Annotated in this window: 10 protein-coding genes; 6 read left to right on the plus strand and 4 right to left on the minus strand. The window is 60.7% G+C overall.

Features of this window, described 5'->3' with window-relative positions; all coding sequences use genetic code 11:
* Window positions 1-192 precede the first annotated feature (192 nt).
* The 6 genes from HT579_14405 to HT579_14430 all read left to right on the plus strand — a co-directional run bounded on the left by HT579_14405 (window position 193) and on the right by HT579_14430 (window position 6,539).
* Window positions 193-1,677: a class I SAM-dependent methyltransferase gene (locus HT579_14405; protein QKS30005.1), complete on the plus strand. Its 1,485-nt coding sequence runs from the start codon at window positions 193-195 to the stop codon at window positions 1,675-1,677.
* A complete protein-coding gene (locus HT579_14410) occupies window positions 1,674-2,369 on the plus strand; it encodes a DUF115 domain-containing protein (GenBank protein QKS30006.1) in 696 nt (231 codons plus the stop codon). Before HT579_14405 ends, HT579_14410 begins: the two co-directional genes overlap by 4 nt.
* Before the next feature lie 8 nt (window positions 2,370-2,377).
* On the plus strand, window positions 2,378-4,033 hold the full coding sequence (locus HT579_14415; GenBank protein ID QKS30007.1) for a glycosyltransferase: 1,656 nt from the start codon (window positions 2,378-2,380) through the stop codon (window positions 4,031-4,033).
* 56 nt (window positions 4,034-4,089) lie between these two features.
* On the plus strand, window positions 4,090-4,758 hold the full coding sequence (locus HT579_14420) for an acylneuraminate cytidylyltransferase family protein (GenBank protein ID QKS31651.1): 669 nt from the start codon (window positions 4,090-4,092) through the stop codon (window positions 4,756-4,758).
* Window positions 4,755-5,693 carry a phosphoglycerate dehydrogenase gene (locus tag HT579_14425; GenBank protein ID QKS30008.1) on the plus strand — a complete coding sequence of 313 codons (939 nt, stop codon included), beginning with the start codon at window positions 4,755-4,757 and terminating at the stop codon, window positions 5,691-5,693. The genes HT579_14420 and HT579_14425 overlap by 4 nt, the downstream gene beginning before the upstream one ends.
* Window positions 5,694-5,783: 90 nt before the next feature.
* Window positions 5,784-6,539, plus strand: a complete 756-nt coding sequence (locus tag HT579_14430; protein QKS30009.1) for an SDR family oxidoreductase — start codon at window positions 5,784-5,786, stop codon at window positions 6,537-6,539.
* A 92-nt stretch (window positions 6,540-6,631) separates the two neighbouring features.
* Here the strand turns inward: HT579_14430 and HT579_14435 are convergent, their stop codons facing one another.
* The 4 genes from HT579_14435 to HT579_14450 all read right to left on the minus strand — a co-directional run bounded on the left by HT579_14435 (window position 6,632) and on the right by HT579_14450 (window position 16,525).
* Window positions 6,632-7,390, minus strand: a complete 759-nt coding sequence (locus HT579_14435) for a glycoside hydrolase family 16 protein (protein ID QKS30010.1) — start codon at window positions 7,388-7,390, stop codon at window positions 6,632-6,634.
* 71 nt (window positions 7,391-7,461) lie between these two features.
* Window positions 7,462-11,130 (minus strand): glycosyltransferase, encoded by a 3,669-nt coding sequence (locus HT579_14440; protein ID QKS30011.1) that lies wholly within the window; start codon window positions 11,128-11,130, stop codon window positions 7,462-7,464.
* Between the two features lie 340 nt (window positions 11,131-11,470).
* Window positions 11,471-12,037, minus strand: coding sequence for a hypothetical protein (locus HT579_14445; GenBank protein QKS30012.1), 567 nt, complete (start codon window positions 12,035-12,037; stop codon window positions 11,471-11,473).
* Between the two features lie 12 nt (window positions 12,038-12,049).
* Window positions 12,050-16,525, minus strand: coding sequence for a hypothetical protein (locus tag HT579_14450; GenBank protein ID QKS30013.1), 4,476 nt, complete (start codon window positions 16,523-16,525; stop codon window positions 12,050-12,052).
* Window positions 16,526-16,677: the final 152 nt, after the last annotated feature.

Genomic DNA, 16,677 nt, shown 5'->3' on the forward strand with positions numbered 1-16,677 from the left:
CACGAGATCTCGTTCGACCACCCGGCTTCGGCCTCGCTATCGCCGGTCCATGTTGCTCGACCACGTCACGCCTCGGACAGCGCAAGGAGGTTCATCACTCAGGATGTCGCTCAGGGGTTTGAGCGGAGCAACCAGTCGTCTTGCCGACGTGCCGAGCGGTCGGTGCGAGGCCTCCTTGAGAGACACCGTATCGTGAACGGGAACATCGAAGACGAAGCCCCCGAGGCGGGCGCGGAAGCCCATGGCAAGGCAGCAGTACGCCGCAATGCAGGATCCCCCACCCGCAAGCCACGTCAGGTCAGCACTGCACCGACTCGACGTGAAACACAAGCAGAGACGACGAAGCTCATTGCAGACGAGGTGTCGACCAGCGCGGTTCACGTCCCCTACGACGAGAATCTCCTTGAACGTTCCCGGACGCAATGGCAGTTTGGTGACTGGGAGAGCCTTGCGCAGATCGACCGCGACATGCTGCAGCACCACCCCGACCGCGCCAAGCTGGCCTTGCTGGTCACCGCCGGCCACCTGCAAACAGGGAAAACGGGCACTGCGAGGCAGCTTGCCCAACTCGCTCTCGATTGGGGCTGCAGCAGGAAGCTGGTGACACAGGTACTGGCGGCTGGAGTCCATAACAGTCTCGGCCGAGCAGCCGCCTTGGCCGGGCAACGAGCCCGTGCGCTAGGACACTTCAACAGCGCCATCACGACAGGTAGTCCCGGAAGTGAGGCCCGTCTGATTGCACATGCCCGAACCGGCGAGCAACTCGCGCAGCTCGGACTACCCATGATCGGCACCTCCGACACCACTCCGTCAGACGTGGACTTGCGCCAGAACGCCGTTCTGCCCGCTCCGGCTTTCCGCACCGCGATTGACAGGGCAAAGCAAGAGATCACGAAAGAGGTCACGGCAGCCGTCAACGCGGACCTCAGGGCAAGCAACCCCAACCCGTACGCGCACAATCGGACTCTGACGCCAGCACTCAACCAATCCCTGCGCGACTTCGCGGAAAGGAACCTGGGCCTCAAGGGAATCAAGTCGGCCTATGTGGACTATCTGGCAACGAAGTTGATCCAGACCGAGCGTAACTGTATCGGTCGTCTGGCAACAACGGTTCAGGATGGCATTGCCCGTCAGCTGGTCGCCGAATGTGTCCTCGGAGAGAAAATCGGCATCCTTGAGATTGGTGCGCTATACGGGATCAGCCTCGCCATCCTGTACAACCATGCAATCACGCGTTACCGGGATGTTCAGATTGTTTGCCTTGACCCATTCGATGGCTACTACGGACAGGCGCTTGATGCCCTGCTGAATCAGCCGGTGAATGACCTTACTTTCCTGCGGAACATGAGACTCGCGAACGTCCCGGATAAGGATTTCCGGTTGATCAAGCATTACAGCACTGATCCCGAAGCAATCGTCTCGGTCCAAGAGATTCCGATCAATCTCATCATCATCGACGGCGATCACAGCTACGAGGGTGTCAAGTTTGACTTCGATAACTACTTCCCGATCCTCCAGCCGGGTGGCTATGTCATTTTTGATGACTACAATGCCAGAGAATGGCCAGGGGTCCAGCAGTTCATCGATCACGATCTGAAAGAAACCTCGGATTTGGAGTATCTCGGATCCTTTTCGCGAACTGCCGTTGGTCGCAAGCGGATGGCAAGCGTCCGATGACTGTTGAAACCGTCCTCAGCCGCCTCAAGGATCGCCACTACGACCAGCGCGCGGTCCTCGTCGCCAATGGGCCATCGCTCAATCTCATGGATCTCGGCTTCCTGCGCAGCGAAACGGTCATCGGTGTCAACAAGATCTTCCTTGGCCTGAAGAAATTCTGTTTCTACCCGCGCTACTACATCGCCGTAAACCAGAGAGTGATCGCTCAGTCGGTCCTGGAAATAAAGGCGATGACCTGCGTCAAGATGATCAGCCGACGCGACGCCGAGCTCCTGCCGGAAGATGCGCTGACCTACCACATCGAAACGCAGAATCCCCCTGCGCGTTTTTGCAGGGACATTTCCCGGGGCGTCCACGAGGGCTGGACGGTCACCTATGCAGCGCTCCAGGTCGCCCACTACCTCGGATTCAAGGAAGTCATCATCATCGGCATGGATCACCGTTATCTATATACGGGCGCACCAAACCAGGCTTGCCGTCTGGAAGGTCCCGACCCCAATCACTTCAGCCCGGAATACTTCCGGGGACTAACTTGGGACAACCCGGACCTCGCCAAGTCCGAGGAGTCCTACCGAATTGCCCGCGCCGAGTACGAGCGGGACGGGCGGTCCATCGTCGATGCCACCGTCAACGGCGCCTGCACAGTCTTCCAGAAGGCCGACTACCGGCAAGTCTTCGGGCTGCCGCAATGAACAGGAGCATGCGCATCCCGGTCGGCATGCTGGGGCAGTCTGGTTGCCGCTTGACGTTCTCTCAGGCCACGGTGTACGTCGATCCCTATCTCTCGAATTCCGTTCAGGAACTGGACGCACCGGATCTGGCTCGCCAAGTACCCATTCCATGCCAACCGGAGGACGTCACCGACGCAGACTGGATATTGGTCACCCACGACCATATCGACCATTGCGACCCACACACCCTGCCCAAGCTGGCCAAGGCCTCCCCACAGGCCAGATTCGTCGGACCCTCTCGAGTCGCTGCCAACCTCACCAGTTGGGGTGTGGGCGCCGAACGCATCGCCGTCGCCAGCGAAAACTGGCTCGACTTGGCACCGGATCTCCGCGTTCTAGCGGTCCCCGCTGCCCATCCAGAAATTACGCGAGACCCGCAAGGCAACCTCACCTGTGTCGGATATCTCCTCGATTACGCCGGCCAACGGATCTATGTGGCCGGGGACACTTCAGCCCGCCAGGAGATCATCGACGCACTGATCGCCCGCGGCCCTATCGACACCGCTTTCCTCCCTGTGAACGAGCACAATTTCTTTCGCGGTCGGCGCGGCATCATAGGCAACATGTCCGTCCGGGAAGCATTCCAGATGGCCCGGGAAATCAGCGCGAAACAGGTCATTGCCGTCCACTGGGACATGTTCGCCATCAACGCCGTGGACCCCGACGAAATCCGCCTCGTCCATCAACGCACCCGTCCGGGCTTCAGCCTGCTCCTCAATCCGAGCATCATCAACCTGGGCAACGTTCAGGTCAGCATCATCATTCGAACGCTCAACGAGGCCACCCATCTCGAATCTTTGCTGCAAGCCATCGCCAGACAGGAAACGGACTGCATCGCGCATGAAGTGATTCTCGTCGATTCCGGATCCACCGACGACACGGTGGCAATCGCCGAGCGACACGGCTGCCGAATCCACCACATCTCGCGTGACCAGTTTTCTTTTGGTCGTTCACTCAACATGGGCTGTGAAGTGGCCACTGGCGAGATTCTCGTCCTGATCAGTGGCCATTGCGTTCCCACGGACGCACGCTGGCTGCAGCAGCTCTGCCAGCCCATTCTCGATGGCGCAGCCGACTACACCTATGGTCAGCAGGTCGGCGACGCAAATAGTCATTTCAGCGAGTGCCGAATCTTCGCCAAGTACTACCCCGCGGAGTCGCGGATCCCGCAGGATGGCTTCTTCTGCAACAACGCGAATTCGGCCCTGTCGCGTACAGCCTGGGAGAAGCACCGATTTGACGAAGAGCTGACCGGTCTCGAGGACATGGAACTCGCCCAACGTCTGGTTCGCGCGGGCGGCAAGATCGCCTACGTTGCCGAAGCAGGCGTCGTACATCATCACAGCGAAAGCTGGCCACAGGTTCGGCGCCGCTTCGAACGAGAAGCCATAGCCCTGCAGAAGATCATGCCGCAAGTGCATATCAATCCATTCGACGTCCTGCGATATATCGTCACCAGCGTTTGCAAGGACGTGCAGGCAGCCCGGCGTGAGGGTACCCGCAAGCGTGATCTGATCGACATCATCAGCTATCGCTGGAATCAGTACCTGGGTTCATGGAAGGGCAACCATCAACACCGAAAACTCTCGCATGTCGAGAAGGAAAAGTATTTCTTCCCCCATTGACGATGGATCACGAATTCCCCATGACCACGAAACCACACATCGTTGCCCTGTTGCCCATGAAGGCGAACAGCGAGCGCGTCCAAGGCAAGAATTTCAGGAATTTCTGTGGCAAACCGCTCTTTCGCTGGATACTAGATACGCTCCTCGCGGTCGATGAGATCGACCGGATCATCATCAACACCGATGCCCGCCAGATCCTCGCGAACAACGGCTTGAGCGATGGCAGCCGTATCACGATTCGGGACCGCAGGCCGGAGATCTGCGGCGATTTCGTCAGCATGAACCTGGTCCTGGCGGATGATGTCGCGAATATCCCTGCCGATATCTACCTGATGACGCACACGACCAACCCGCTGCTGAGTGCCGATACCATTCGCGGCGCGATCAAGGCGTTCGAAGAGGCTCGGGCCGCCGGTACGGCTGACTCGCTATTCACCGTAGACCGGATTCAAACTCGCTTCTATCGTGCGGACTGCACTCCCGTCAACCACGACCCCGACAACCTCATCCGCACTCAGGATCTCGAGCCGTGGTTCGAGGAAAATTCCAACCTTTATCTCTTCACCGGCGAAAGTTTCGCCCGGACCAGCGCGCGCATTGGCAGGAAGCCCATGATGTACGAAGGTTCGCGCTTCGAGTCGATCGACATAGACGATCAGCAGGATTGGGATTTTGCTGTCATCGCCGCCCGTTACCATTCCGAAATGAAAGGAATCACTCAATGAAAGTCCTCGTCACCTGCCCCCTGATGCTTGGCGTCATGGATCGGTTCTACCCGACCTTTGAGAAATATGCCGCGCAGGCAACCGCGCCGGCCGTCGTGCAGTCGCTCTCCGAGGAAGAACTCATTGAGTTGGTGCCGCAGCACGATGGCTGGATCATTGGCGACGACCCGTGTACCCGTCGTGTCCTTGAAGCGGGAAAGGCAGGCAGACTCAAGGCAGCCGTCAAGTGGGGAGTGGGTGTCGACAACATCGATTTTGCTGCCTGCAAAGACCTCGGCATTCCGATCACCAATACGCCCGGGCTCTTTGGCGCGGAGGTCGGTGACACGGCGATGGGCTACGTGATTGCCTTGGCACGCGAGAGCTTTCAAATCGATCGAGGCGTCCACCAGGGCGACTGGCCGAAGCCGACGGGGATCTCGCTCGCGGGCAAGACCGCCGCCCTGGTCGGCTTTGGCGACATCGGCAAGAACACTGCCGCACGTCTTCTCGCGTCCGGTCTGAAAGTCATTGCCTACGATCCATTCGTCGGCCAAGTACCGCAACTGCCAAGCGTGGAGCGTGCTGAATGGCCCCTGCGCTTGGAGGAAGCCGACTATATCGTCTTGACGTGCTCGCTGACGCCCAGCAGTCGGAAGATCATCAACGGAGATTCTCTTTCCCGAGCCAAACAAGGCGTGCGCATCGTCAATGTCAGCCGCGGACAGGTGATCGACCAGACAGCCTTGGCAGCATCGCTCGCTTCCGGCAAGGTCTATTCGGCGGCTCTCGACGTCTTTGAAGTCGAACCGCTGGAAATGGACTCACCATTGAGAGAGCACCCAAGAGTGGTATTCGGCTCGCACAATGCTTCGAATACGATCGAAGCAGTGACCCGCGGCAGCGAAACCGCAATCCGCAAGCTGATGGAGTTCCTCGGCTTGGCGCCACGATGAGGTGGCAATTGAGCAAGCGCAGCCTTGCTCTCCACCATCTGGGCACCTGCGAGAGCAGCGCTCTTTAGCGCGTGCCCGTGCCAAAGTCAGATGAGCGCGACCGATCCCAAGACGGCTCTGATCACGGGTGCCGCCGGAGGTATCGGTCGCGTTTTGGTGGAGGTCTTCGACGCTGCCGGATTCCAAACAATAGCCATCGACAACACACCCAGACCGGACGACTTGGCTTGCACCCACTACCTGTGCGCAGACTTGGCCCGCCTGGTCGGTGATGAGGTCTACGCTGATGAAATGGTTGCCGCAATACGTCAGGCGCTTCAGGGGAACGGTTTGCACGCCCTGCTCAACAACGCGGCCGTCCAAGTGCTGGGAGGGACCGATCGCCTCAGTCGCAACGATTGGCGCATCACGCTCGACGTGAATCTGCTGGCCCCATTCTTCCTGACCCAAGCGCTACTCCCGGAACTAGCGGCAGCCAAAGGCTCCGTCGTCAATATCGGGAGCATCCACTCGCGGCTCACAAAGAAAGGCTTCGTCGCCTACGCGACGAGCAAAGCAGCGCTCGCCGGCATGACTCGCGCCCTCGCGGTCGACCTTGGTCCCCGAATTCGCGTCAACGCAATCGAGCCGGCGGCAGTGGAAACTGAAATGTTGAAGGCCGGCTTCAGCATGAAGCCCGGACTATACGATCAACTCAAGAGCTTTCATCCGCAGCAGCGAATCGGACATCCGGGAGAAGTCGCACGCTTGGCGCTGGCAATGGTGAACGGTGGAATGGACTTTCTACATGGTGCATGCGTCGCACTGGATGGCGGAATCGGCAGTTGCCTGCACGACCCAGACTGATTCAGTTCGATGCGCTGGACGGACGGGATCTTCGGCGCGATCCATGTCGACCCAAATTGCTCGCGCCGCCAGAAACGTGTGCCGCCGCCTCGTCAGTCCTCTTGCCACACGCGAATGTAGTCTACGCGCAGCGTCGCTGGGAGCGGATAGTCGGTCGTTCCCTGTCGCAAACCAAGATTGATGATCAGATAGTGTGGGGATACCGGCAGCGCCTCATGTCTGGAGTACACCGGCTTGCCATCGTAAAACCAGACAATTGAATCGGGTGTCCACCGAACGGCATAGGTGTGCCAGCCGCTGGTCGCGCCGTCGACTCGAACATTGCCGCCGGGTGCACACCGCTTTTCCCCACACTGATAGTGGAAGTGGAACCGGCCAGCGTCGTCACCCGAGGCCTCGACCACGTCGATTTCGCCGTCCTGGGGGTTGCGTTGTCCGTTCAACCAGAAGGCAGGCCAAACGCCGGCACCTTTGGGCATCCACATTCGGGCTTCAGCGTAGCCATAGGTGAAATTGAAGCGGCCGTTGCTCTGGATGAGACCGGATGCGTAGTTCCACTTGCCGCAGGCCCGCGATTCAGCCACCAAGCGTAATTCACCTTCGGTGAGCCGAACCTGGCTCGGGTCGTAACAAGAGACCTCCTCCACGTTGACTGGTTTCGTGAAGCTCTGGTCATCCGGCCCGAGCCAGTTTGGCCGCCACTTCCTCAAATCAAGCCGGTCGGTGTCGAACTCGTCCGAGAAGACCAACCGCCACTCACCCCGTTGGCCCACAGGGACCGGCGACGCCTCCCTACACCAAGCCCAGGCTTGCACGCTTGCAAGCCCAAGAATTAGAACGATCTTGAGCATGTGCATGCTATCTCCTGTATGCGGCGACGGCTTTCCTTCGGGCAAGCGAGGAGGCCGTGACCCTGCACCCGCTATCTTGCATCGAATGATCGGGACAATTCTCGCATCTGTCCATCGTCGATCCTGTAGTAGGGCGGATATGGGCCACAATGGACCGAGATCGCGCGCTTCATCCTGGCTTCGTCACGCAAGGAGCTCAGGTCTTCGCTCATGATGTCGCGCAGATTGGTGATGCACCAGTCTTGGCCGTTGGCAACCGGCAACTCATCCCATGGTTGAGCCTGTACACCATGCCGTGCCAGCAGGTCGCCGACCATGAAGTCCTCGTAAAGATGATAGTGTGCCACTTGATGTGCGAGGGTCGTCGCCAGGTGTGCTGCCGCGTCACGCCGGACAACATACATTCCCCCCCCAGCCCAGAACTCGGGAGGCCCTTCGACCTTGTGTGGCAGGCCCTCGTGCAGGCTGCCCGGGGCCACCTTGCCAAAGTGCCAGTTCGAACTCGGCGTAATGCCTGGACGAGTCGGCGTTCGCCGTCCGACGTACGGGTAGTCTGCGAGATCGGGCAAGACCGCATAGAGGTTATCAAAGTTGACGTGAATGTCGTCGTCGACCTTGATGAGGCGCTCGAAGCCGATGTTCTTGACGCAGAATTCGATCGCTGCCTGCACCTTCTGCGGCAGATCCTCGTACAGATCGCCCGCAGTCACCTGCAACAAGGAGTCCTCACCGAGGCAGGTACGTTCGCCACCACCAATGACAAAAATGACTTGGTCTCCTGGACGCAGCTTTGCCGCATAGCGGGGGCGGAGCGCGGCGATACGCTCACGATATGCCGCGCACGAGATCACGATGAAGACATTCTGCACCGAAGCGCTGCGCGCGCGGAAGGGCAGAATGTCGAACATGGGCAGCTTCGATACCAGACTGCAGTTCGAGATGTGGCCGTCAGCGTTGTTCAGCAGCGTATCGAGCTTGGCCCACGAGACAAGTTGGATGTCCTTCTCGTTGGGCTTGTGGAACTTGTCGCCCTTGATTTGATAGCCCTCGAACCAGTAGTTGGGATTCGACTTGATGTCCTCGACCACCTCGTAGCGAATGCCGTCAATGTCCTTGACTCCGTCCAGGATCTCGACGTAGTTGCAGTCCACCCCGAGAAGAATGAAGTGACGGTAGCCCATGATGTATCCTGCCTGCACGGCGTTCGTTCCTGACGAGCCACAGTCGTCGAATTCATCAAAAGACGGGCTGAGACTGGATTGCCGCGAAACACCCTGCGGCGCCGCCTTGAAGTGAATCGACTGGAAGCGTGGTTGAGCTTTCGTGTCCTCATCGAATACCGACTGCTTGGCGAAGAAGAACTTTCGAATGGGGTTGTTGCCACGCACGAGCAGAGAGAAAGCCTCTGCCTGGCTGTCGCAAACCCGGAAGTCGAAGCTGCCGAAATACGTCGGGTAGAAATCATAGCGATCATAGGCACGATACGCCGCGTTCAGCCCGAAGGTATCGTAGCCACGCAGGAGTTGCAGCAACTCCGGGTTGTTCATGATCTCGCTCAACGAGGGACCGTTGCCCATGATCACGAGCGTCCTGCCGTGGCGCTCCTTGCCCCTCTCGACCAAGCTTGGCTGCGCGCGGAGGTCGTAGGTGGCCAGCACTCTGGTCTGCCGGATCTGGCGAATCTGAAGCTTCGGTTTGGCGACGAGTTCGTCCGGTGACGCAACAGATTTCACACGGGCGAGCTGCGCGACGTTCTCGCCGCGGTGTTCGCTGCCCGTGCGCACGTCGTGCGACAGGTGCAGCACGTAGGGTTGCCCGGGAAGATAAAGTGAAGAAGAGGTCTTGAGTCCGAGCTTCTTGCAAACGCGGTACTCGAAGTCACGATCCTCGCTGCCCCAGCCGATGAACGCCTCGCTGAAGCCGCCAACTGCCAAGGCATGCTTCCGCAACAGGCCCCAGAGGTAGCTGTAAGGCATCCCCGCCGAATGCAGCTTCCCTTCCTTCTGGTGAGAGTGCGTCTCGAACATGTTGAAAGCCAACACCCGGTCTGACACCTCGATGCCCGCAAGCGTCGAAGCGAGCCGAACGAGGAAGTCTTGGGGAAAGAGGACGTCCGCATCGACAAAAGCGATGAAGTCGCCTTTGGCAACGCTCAATCCCTGGTTGATCAGCCCTGAACGTGTCCAGGTGACACCCGTATCGAGCAACAAGTGGCGCGAATCAAAAGGCAACGACGAAAGGACGCTGGTGTCGAAGGCATCCGGCCCCTCATCCTCCACCACGATGGCGTCCAGAGACAGGGACGGCCTGGAGACAGACTCCAACCAGAAGCGGTGAGCGGCGGCGAGACTCAGCAGCGAAATCCGGGTGCGCTGGCTCCGGTTCTTGACCGGGTAGACAAGAGTGACCGACTTGACTCGCGGCGAGTTCGGGAGTCTTGGCTGCGGCGGACTGGCTCTGTAGTCGGACAGGTAGTTGTACGGGAAGACCGTCGGATAGCGGCTGACGTGACGAAACTCGTCGCGCATCCGGGCTTCGACGATGTCCGTCCGCACCTTGACGAAGTTCTGCAGTGCAACCGGATCGCAAAGCTTCTTCTCCAGCTGCAGCAGTTCCCCGGATGACAGAAGCGGCCTCGCCGCCAGTTCAGCGATGCGTCGTTTCGCCGTGTGCAACAGCAGGAACGAGAAGCGCTTGAGATAGGCGCATTCGGCCGACTCCGTCGATACGCTGCTGGCGCCAATCCGCTCACTCGCGGCAAAGAGATCTTCGAGGTGGCTGCGCTTCCCTGTCCGTGTCGCCGCCAGCAACGCGGTGTGGAAGTGACTGGAACGCCCGCTCTCATCGAACAGTTTCTTCGCCTTCGCGTAGGCGCTCTCGCTGTCACCTTCCGCCAGAGCGCGATTCGCCGCGAGCAGACCAATAAAGGACGCTGCCTTGGCGCTGTCGTGTTCAATTGGCCGGGGTTTGCTCATGGTCGGCGAAGTCACTGGTTGCCGGATCTCCAGCATCCTGCAGAGCGCGTCGAAGATGTAATCGTGACCCGCAGGCGTCAGGTGCAGGTTGTCGCAGGTAAACCGCTTGACGTCCCTCTCGTCCCAAACGCGGAGATCGACCACCCTTTCGCCAAGGCTTCGTGTGAACAAGTCACTGTAGGCATGGGTGATGTCGATGTTGGCCGGTCGTTCGCGTCGATAGTCGCCGCGCCAACCGGCGATGAAACGGTTGGCATTGATGAACAGCAGGTTCGGCAGCACGCGCAGCCGGGGTATCAGCCCCGTCTCTGCCATCGCCAGGCTGTACATGTTGATTGTGGGCTCACCCTCGTACTCGACGTCGAAGGGAGAACTCAGGTAGGCCTGCATCGCGCTTTCCCCGAAGACGCTGTCGAAGATCCTCTTCTTGCGGTTGACGATCTTCTTCGAGTAGTCATTCGTGTTCAGCTGCATGGCGCCCAGATTGGCCTCGGTGTGGCCATCGTAGACGTCGTCTCGTGCATTCGAGAGCTTGCGTGGCGACCAGTCGACAATGCCAGTGTAAAGCACCACATGGTCGTACGCTCGGAGCTGCTCAGCCGAAAACGAGTCGACGAAGTCGAGCGTCGTGGTCCACTTGAACGGGCACAGGTAGTTGTCCACCTGCAAACCCGGGAGCAAACGCAAGCGTTCGCTGAAGATGGGGTGCGTGCTACCCGCCGGAAGGTGCTGTCCGCGTGAATCCGCGAAAACGAGGATCTTCATCTAGGATACGATGCCAAAAAATGGGAAAAAAGCTTGCGATTATAGGAGTTTCGATCAAGGTGCGTCAATCTCGAAACGAGTCAAGCAGTCCTGAAGCATGTGGCTGGCGGGCGCGGAGATCGGTGGGAGAATCGCACCTGTCTGCATGGCGGTCAGCGCGAAGGCGCCGCGCTCAGGCCATGCCCGGGCGTAGCGGCCCCTCGTGCGCGACAATGCTTCGGTGCCCCGCGCCACCCGCTCTCGAGAACCGGGCCAGTATCGCCGCCCCGACGGCGTTGAGGCTCGCGGTGCTCGCGGCTGGCGGCAGACCGCTCTGCGATCTGTCGGGGCATGCCATGCCTCAGGTAACGAAAAAATCGAGACTCGTGAGAGCAGGGCCTGCGCCGAGACTGCCGATTTGCACCGGGCCCGCGCCCGTGTGGCCACTGGCGTCGTAGTACAGGGCGCCGGAGCTGTCGTAGATCAGGTAGTCGTCGGTGTCGCGGCCAACCTGAAAGTGGTCGGCGTCGGCGGCGCTGCTGAAGCCGCCTCCCGAACGGAACGACGCGGCGGCAAGGGCGCCGGTGCTCAACAGCGAGCTGAAGACGGCGTTCTCGAGCTGGAGCGTGTCATCGACGACGTTGAAGTCGCTGATCGCGTCGCGGTTGGTCGCGGCATCGGGCAGGGTGTCGAAGCGGAAGATGTCGGCGCCGCTGCCGCCCGTCAGGCTGTCATTACCGAGACCGCCAGCGAGGGTATCGGCGCCGGCACCGCCGTCGACGGTGTCGTTGCCGAGGCCGCCGCTGAGGCTGTTGGCGTTGCCGTCGCAGGTGAGACGGTCGGCGTTGGCCGATCCGACGAGGTGTTCGATGCCGATGAGTACGCGATGAGCTGAAGCGAGCGCCTCGTGGGCGCCCGCTTCAACCATCGGGCGATGCGGTCAGAGGACGAAATCGCTGACGGTTACCGATGCCACACCCGTGAGCACGATCTCCAGGTCAGCGAAACCATCCCCGTTCTGATCGAATTGCGCGACATGGGCTGCCGGGTCGAAAACCAGTTGCCCCGCCGCACCAGTGAAGCTTGCCACCAACGTGAACGCCTGGTCTCCGGCGAGTACCGGGTTGGCATCGATCGCGCTGACGTCGATCCTGTCGCCCTCGACGTGCGAGAAATCGGCGATGATGTCTCGACCGACACCGCGCGGGCTGTCGCTCAGGTTGAGGTAGACGAAGGTATCGGCACCGGTTCCGCCGGTCAGGTTGTCGAGCCCCAGCCCGCCGGTAAGGATGTCAAGGTCGGCTCCTCCGATCAGTACGTCGTCGCCACCCACGCCCCGCAGATCATCATTGCCGGCACCTCCGCTCAGGCTGTCGTTCCCAGCCGTACCGATCATGAGGTCGTTCCCGACAGCCGGTGTGGTCGTCGAGCCGCTGATGATCCTGATGTCCGACCCACTGAGGCTGAACGCCGCCGGTGCCAGGGTGACGTCCTTGAGGTCGATGTGCAGATCGGCGCCAAGCGTGCCGTCGCAGCCGACGTGAACGGTCGTTATGGAGTGTCCGCCCACCACGTTGGTTTCGACCTGGACCTGTCCGAGCGCCAGCGACGCACCCGTTCCGGTGCTGACGGCACCGCCCAGGGTGACGCCCGAAATGCGCATGAAGTCTCCGGCTTCGGCATCGTTGATGGTATCGCGTCCATCGGTCCACCATTGCGCAAAGCGAAACTGATCGGGACCGAGCCCACCAAAAAGCTGGTCGTCTCCCTGCCAGCCGGTAAGCATGTCGGTTCCCCCGCCGCCAGCGAGCAGATCCGCGTTGGACCATCCAGACAGCTTGTCGCTGAAGTTCGACCCAGTCAGTTTGTACACCTCGAAGTTCCGATAATCGAGGGTGTACTCCCGGCGCGCATCGGTGAAACGATTGGCATACGGGCCTTCCCCGGCGAACTGCACCCCTGAGGTCGCCGCTGCCATGTTGGCGACCAAGGTGTCAAAGCCGTCTCCTCCGTCGGCCACGTCGTGCTTGCCACCACCGACATCGACCGTGTCATTGCCGCCACTCGTGAAGATGCTGTCGTCCTGCGCAAGGCTGGCGGTGCTGATGGTATCGGCTCCTGCCCCCGTGGTCAGATCAAGTCGCTCGACTTCGGCTAGCGTGGTGCCGACACCGACCACAGTGCCGTTGCCGCCTGAGTTCATCGTCAGCGAGATGTTCGCCACGACCCCGCTGTAGTTTCCACGGAACAGATCGATACCGCTGCCGCCGCTGACCGTGTCCGTCCCGCCACGGCCGTCGAGCACGTCGTTTCCAGCATTGCCGGTGAGCCGGTCATTGCCGTTGGCACCGCGCAGATCATCGTCGCCGGAACCGCCGGTCAGTTCCCAGAGCTCGAAGTTGCGCGCCTCGATGCTGTGCGTCGGGCTGCTGCCATCGGGATCGTCGGGCCCCGCCTGGAAACTGCGGCGCCACCAATCTTCGCTGGTGACGATGATGTCGCCAGTGGCGTTGCTCCAGTCGAGCCGGAGTTTGTCATTACCCGCGGTGACCGCGCCGTCACCATCGCCTGAGACGTAGTCGAAACCGCGCCCCGGATTGATCAGATCATCGCCCGTTCCACCCCGGATGGAATCGTTGAACGCATAACCGGCCGTCGAGAAAACGTCGTTGTTGGCGCCACCGAAAATGTCCAGGATCTCCACCTTGGAGATCGAGAAGCCGCCCACAGTCTGGGCAGTGGTCTGGCTGCTCCCCGCGCTGCAGACCAGTGCGCTCAGGTTGCCACCGAGATTCGCCCGCCACAGATCGTTGCCGGCGCCACCGTCGATGGTGTCGAGCCCACCACGACCGTCGAGAACGTCATCACCTCCATTACCGATCAGGCGGTCGTTGCCACTGCTGCCGCGCAGGTCATCGTTGCCCGATCCACCCGTGATGTCCCACCGTTCGAAGTTGCGTGCCTCGAGTGTCCGGGTGACCGGGCTCGTCCCGGTGTCGTCCTGCATCGCGCGCCGCCACCAGTCCTCTTCGGTGACCTTGATCGAGGCAGCGGCGTCGCTCCAGTCGAGAACCAGCAGGTCGTCGCCTGCGGTGACCCCACCGTCGCCGTCTCCGGAGGCGTAGTCGAAGCCGCGTCCCGGATTGATGACGTCATTGCCGGTGCCGCCGCGGATGGCATCGTTCAACGCGTAGCCAGCGGTCGAGAACTGGTCATTGCCGCTACCTCCATAGATGTCGAGCGCCTCGATCTTGCTGATCGAAAGCCCGGCGCCCGTCCCCTGGGCAGTGGTCTGGCTGGAGGTCGCGTTAACGATCACGGCCGCGCTGAGGGCGGACAGGTTCGCCTGCCAAAGGTCATTGCCCAGTCCGCCATCGATGACGTCGGTGCCGCCTCGCCCCGACAACCGGTCGTCACCGGCATTGCCGATGAGACGGTCGTTGCTGTCGCCCCCACGCAGATCGTCGTTGCCGGAACCACCCGTCAAGTCCCACTGCTCGAAGTTGCGGGCTTCCACGCTGCGCGTGGCGGGACCACTGCCGTTCTCGTCTTCCATGGCGCGGCGCCACCAATCCTCGGCGGTGACGATGATCGGGGTGGTCGCGTCGCTCCAATCGAGCACCAACTTGTCGCTACCCGCGGTAACGCCCCCATCTCCATCACCGGATACATAGTCGAATCCGCGCCCGGGATTGATCGTGTCGTTACCGCCATTGCCGAGGATGCGGTCGTTGAGCGCGTATCCCGCCGTCGACAGGTTGTCCGCTCCGCTCCCGGAACTGAGTTCCATGGCCTCTATGCTGCTGATGCTGATGCCGGCCGCCGCGCCCTGCGAAGCACTCTGGCTGCTTGCCGCAGAAATCAGGAGCGCACTGGAGTTGCCACTCTGATCAGCGACCCAGATGTCGTTACCGGCACCGCCGATGACCGTGTCGCTGCCCGAGCCCGAACTCAGGCGATCGTTGCCGTCACCACCATTCAGGAAATCATTGAGTGCGCCGCCCCGAAGATCGTCGGCAAAGCCGCTGCCGGTGAGGAGAAAACGTTCGAAGTAGCGCGCTTCGAGACGATCGGCGGTCGCCGAGGCGTAGATGATTCGCCACGAGTCGTGGACTTCGACCGCGACCGCGCCGCCTGTCGACCAGTTCATCAAGAGGGTATCGGTGCCGTCACCAGCGTCGGCATAGTCCTTGCCACGATAGGTAACCACCGTGTCATTACCGCCGCGGGTTTCGAACACGTCGTTGAACACGCCGTTCCGCGCCGTGATGGTGTCGGCACCGTTGCCGGTATCGATGTCCAGGCTGTCGACGTTCCTGATCGAGGCGCCACTGGCCACACCCGCGAAGTCCACAGTCGCCGCCACATCGGCAGCAACATTGATGTTGACTGTCACATCCGTGAAGACGTTGGTGAAGTCTGCCACCCACTTGTCGGCTCCGCTGCCGCCGTCGATGATGTCGATGCCTTGCCTGCCATACAGAATGTCGTTGCCGGCATTGCCAATCAGTCGGTCATTGGAGTTGCCGCCGCGCAGATCATCCCCGCCCGAACCGCCCGTAATGTCGAAGGTCTCGAAATAGCGCGCCTCCATGGACCACTCGGGATTCAGGCGACTGCTCTGGAACAGCACGCGCCACCAGAGCTCCTCGGTCACGACGATGCCTTTGGTCGTGCTGCTCCAGTTGACCACCAGCTTGTCGGTACCCGCAGCCCCATCGACGTAGTCCTTGCCACCCCCAGTCTTGACCACATCGTCGCCGGAGCCGGTGACGATACTGTCGTTCTGGTTGTAGGCGGATGTGTCGACCGTGTCGCTGTTGCCACCGGTGGTGATCGAGAGCGCCTCAATGCCCGTGATTTGCGCGCCACTACCGCTGACCACGTTGGTCAGCGCACCGGTCGGCAGGATCACTGTATAGGCGAGCGCGGAAGCTCCGTAATCGACGACCCAGCGGTCTACGCCTGCGCCACCGTCGACCAGGTCCGCACCGAGCCCGCTATGGAGGACGTCGTCTCCGGCGTTGCCAAAGAGTTGGTCGTTGCCGTCCGTCGTTCTCAGATCGTCACTCCCCGATCCGCCTTTGAATGTGACGCTTTCGAAGTTGACGAAGCCGACTGTGCTGAAAAAGTCATCCGTGAACTCGCGGTTGTTCCAGCCACCGACGAAGCGGATATCCTCGGTCAGCGTCGACCAGTCGATCGTGAGTACGTCGCTACCCAGCAAGCCGTTGACATAGTCCGCCCCCGGTGGTTGAACCGTAATGTTGTCGTTGCCGTTGGTAGGCGTCCCGATGGTGCTCATTGCTATCTCTCCTGTGTTACATTGGGTCCATAAAGCGAACTGATTTGAACAACCCCAGTATAGTCGACGCCAGCAGAGGTCAACCCGAACATTTCGGGCACTGTGGAGCAACCACGCGAGGCGTCTGCCCAGCGCGGCACCGGCGACGACTCTTCTTCTTGTTGGGCGCGCTCTGTGCGCACGCGGGGCCCGACACTGGCCCTCATGACCCCTCCCACGAGCCAGTGCGACGGGTTCACACTTCCTGCAGAAGGCCGAAGGTC

It is taken from the genome of Candidatus Accumulibacter similis, assembly GCA_013347225.1.
Taxonomy (GTDB): domain Bacteria; phylum Pseudomonadota; class Gammaproteobacteria; order Burkholderiales; family Rhodocyclaceae; genus Accumulibacter; species Accumulibacter similis.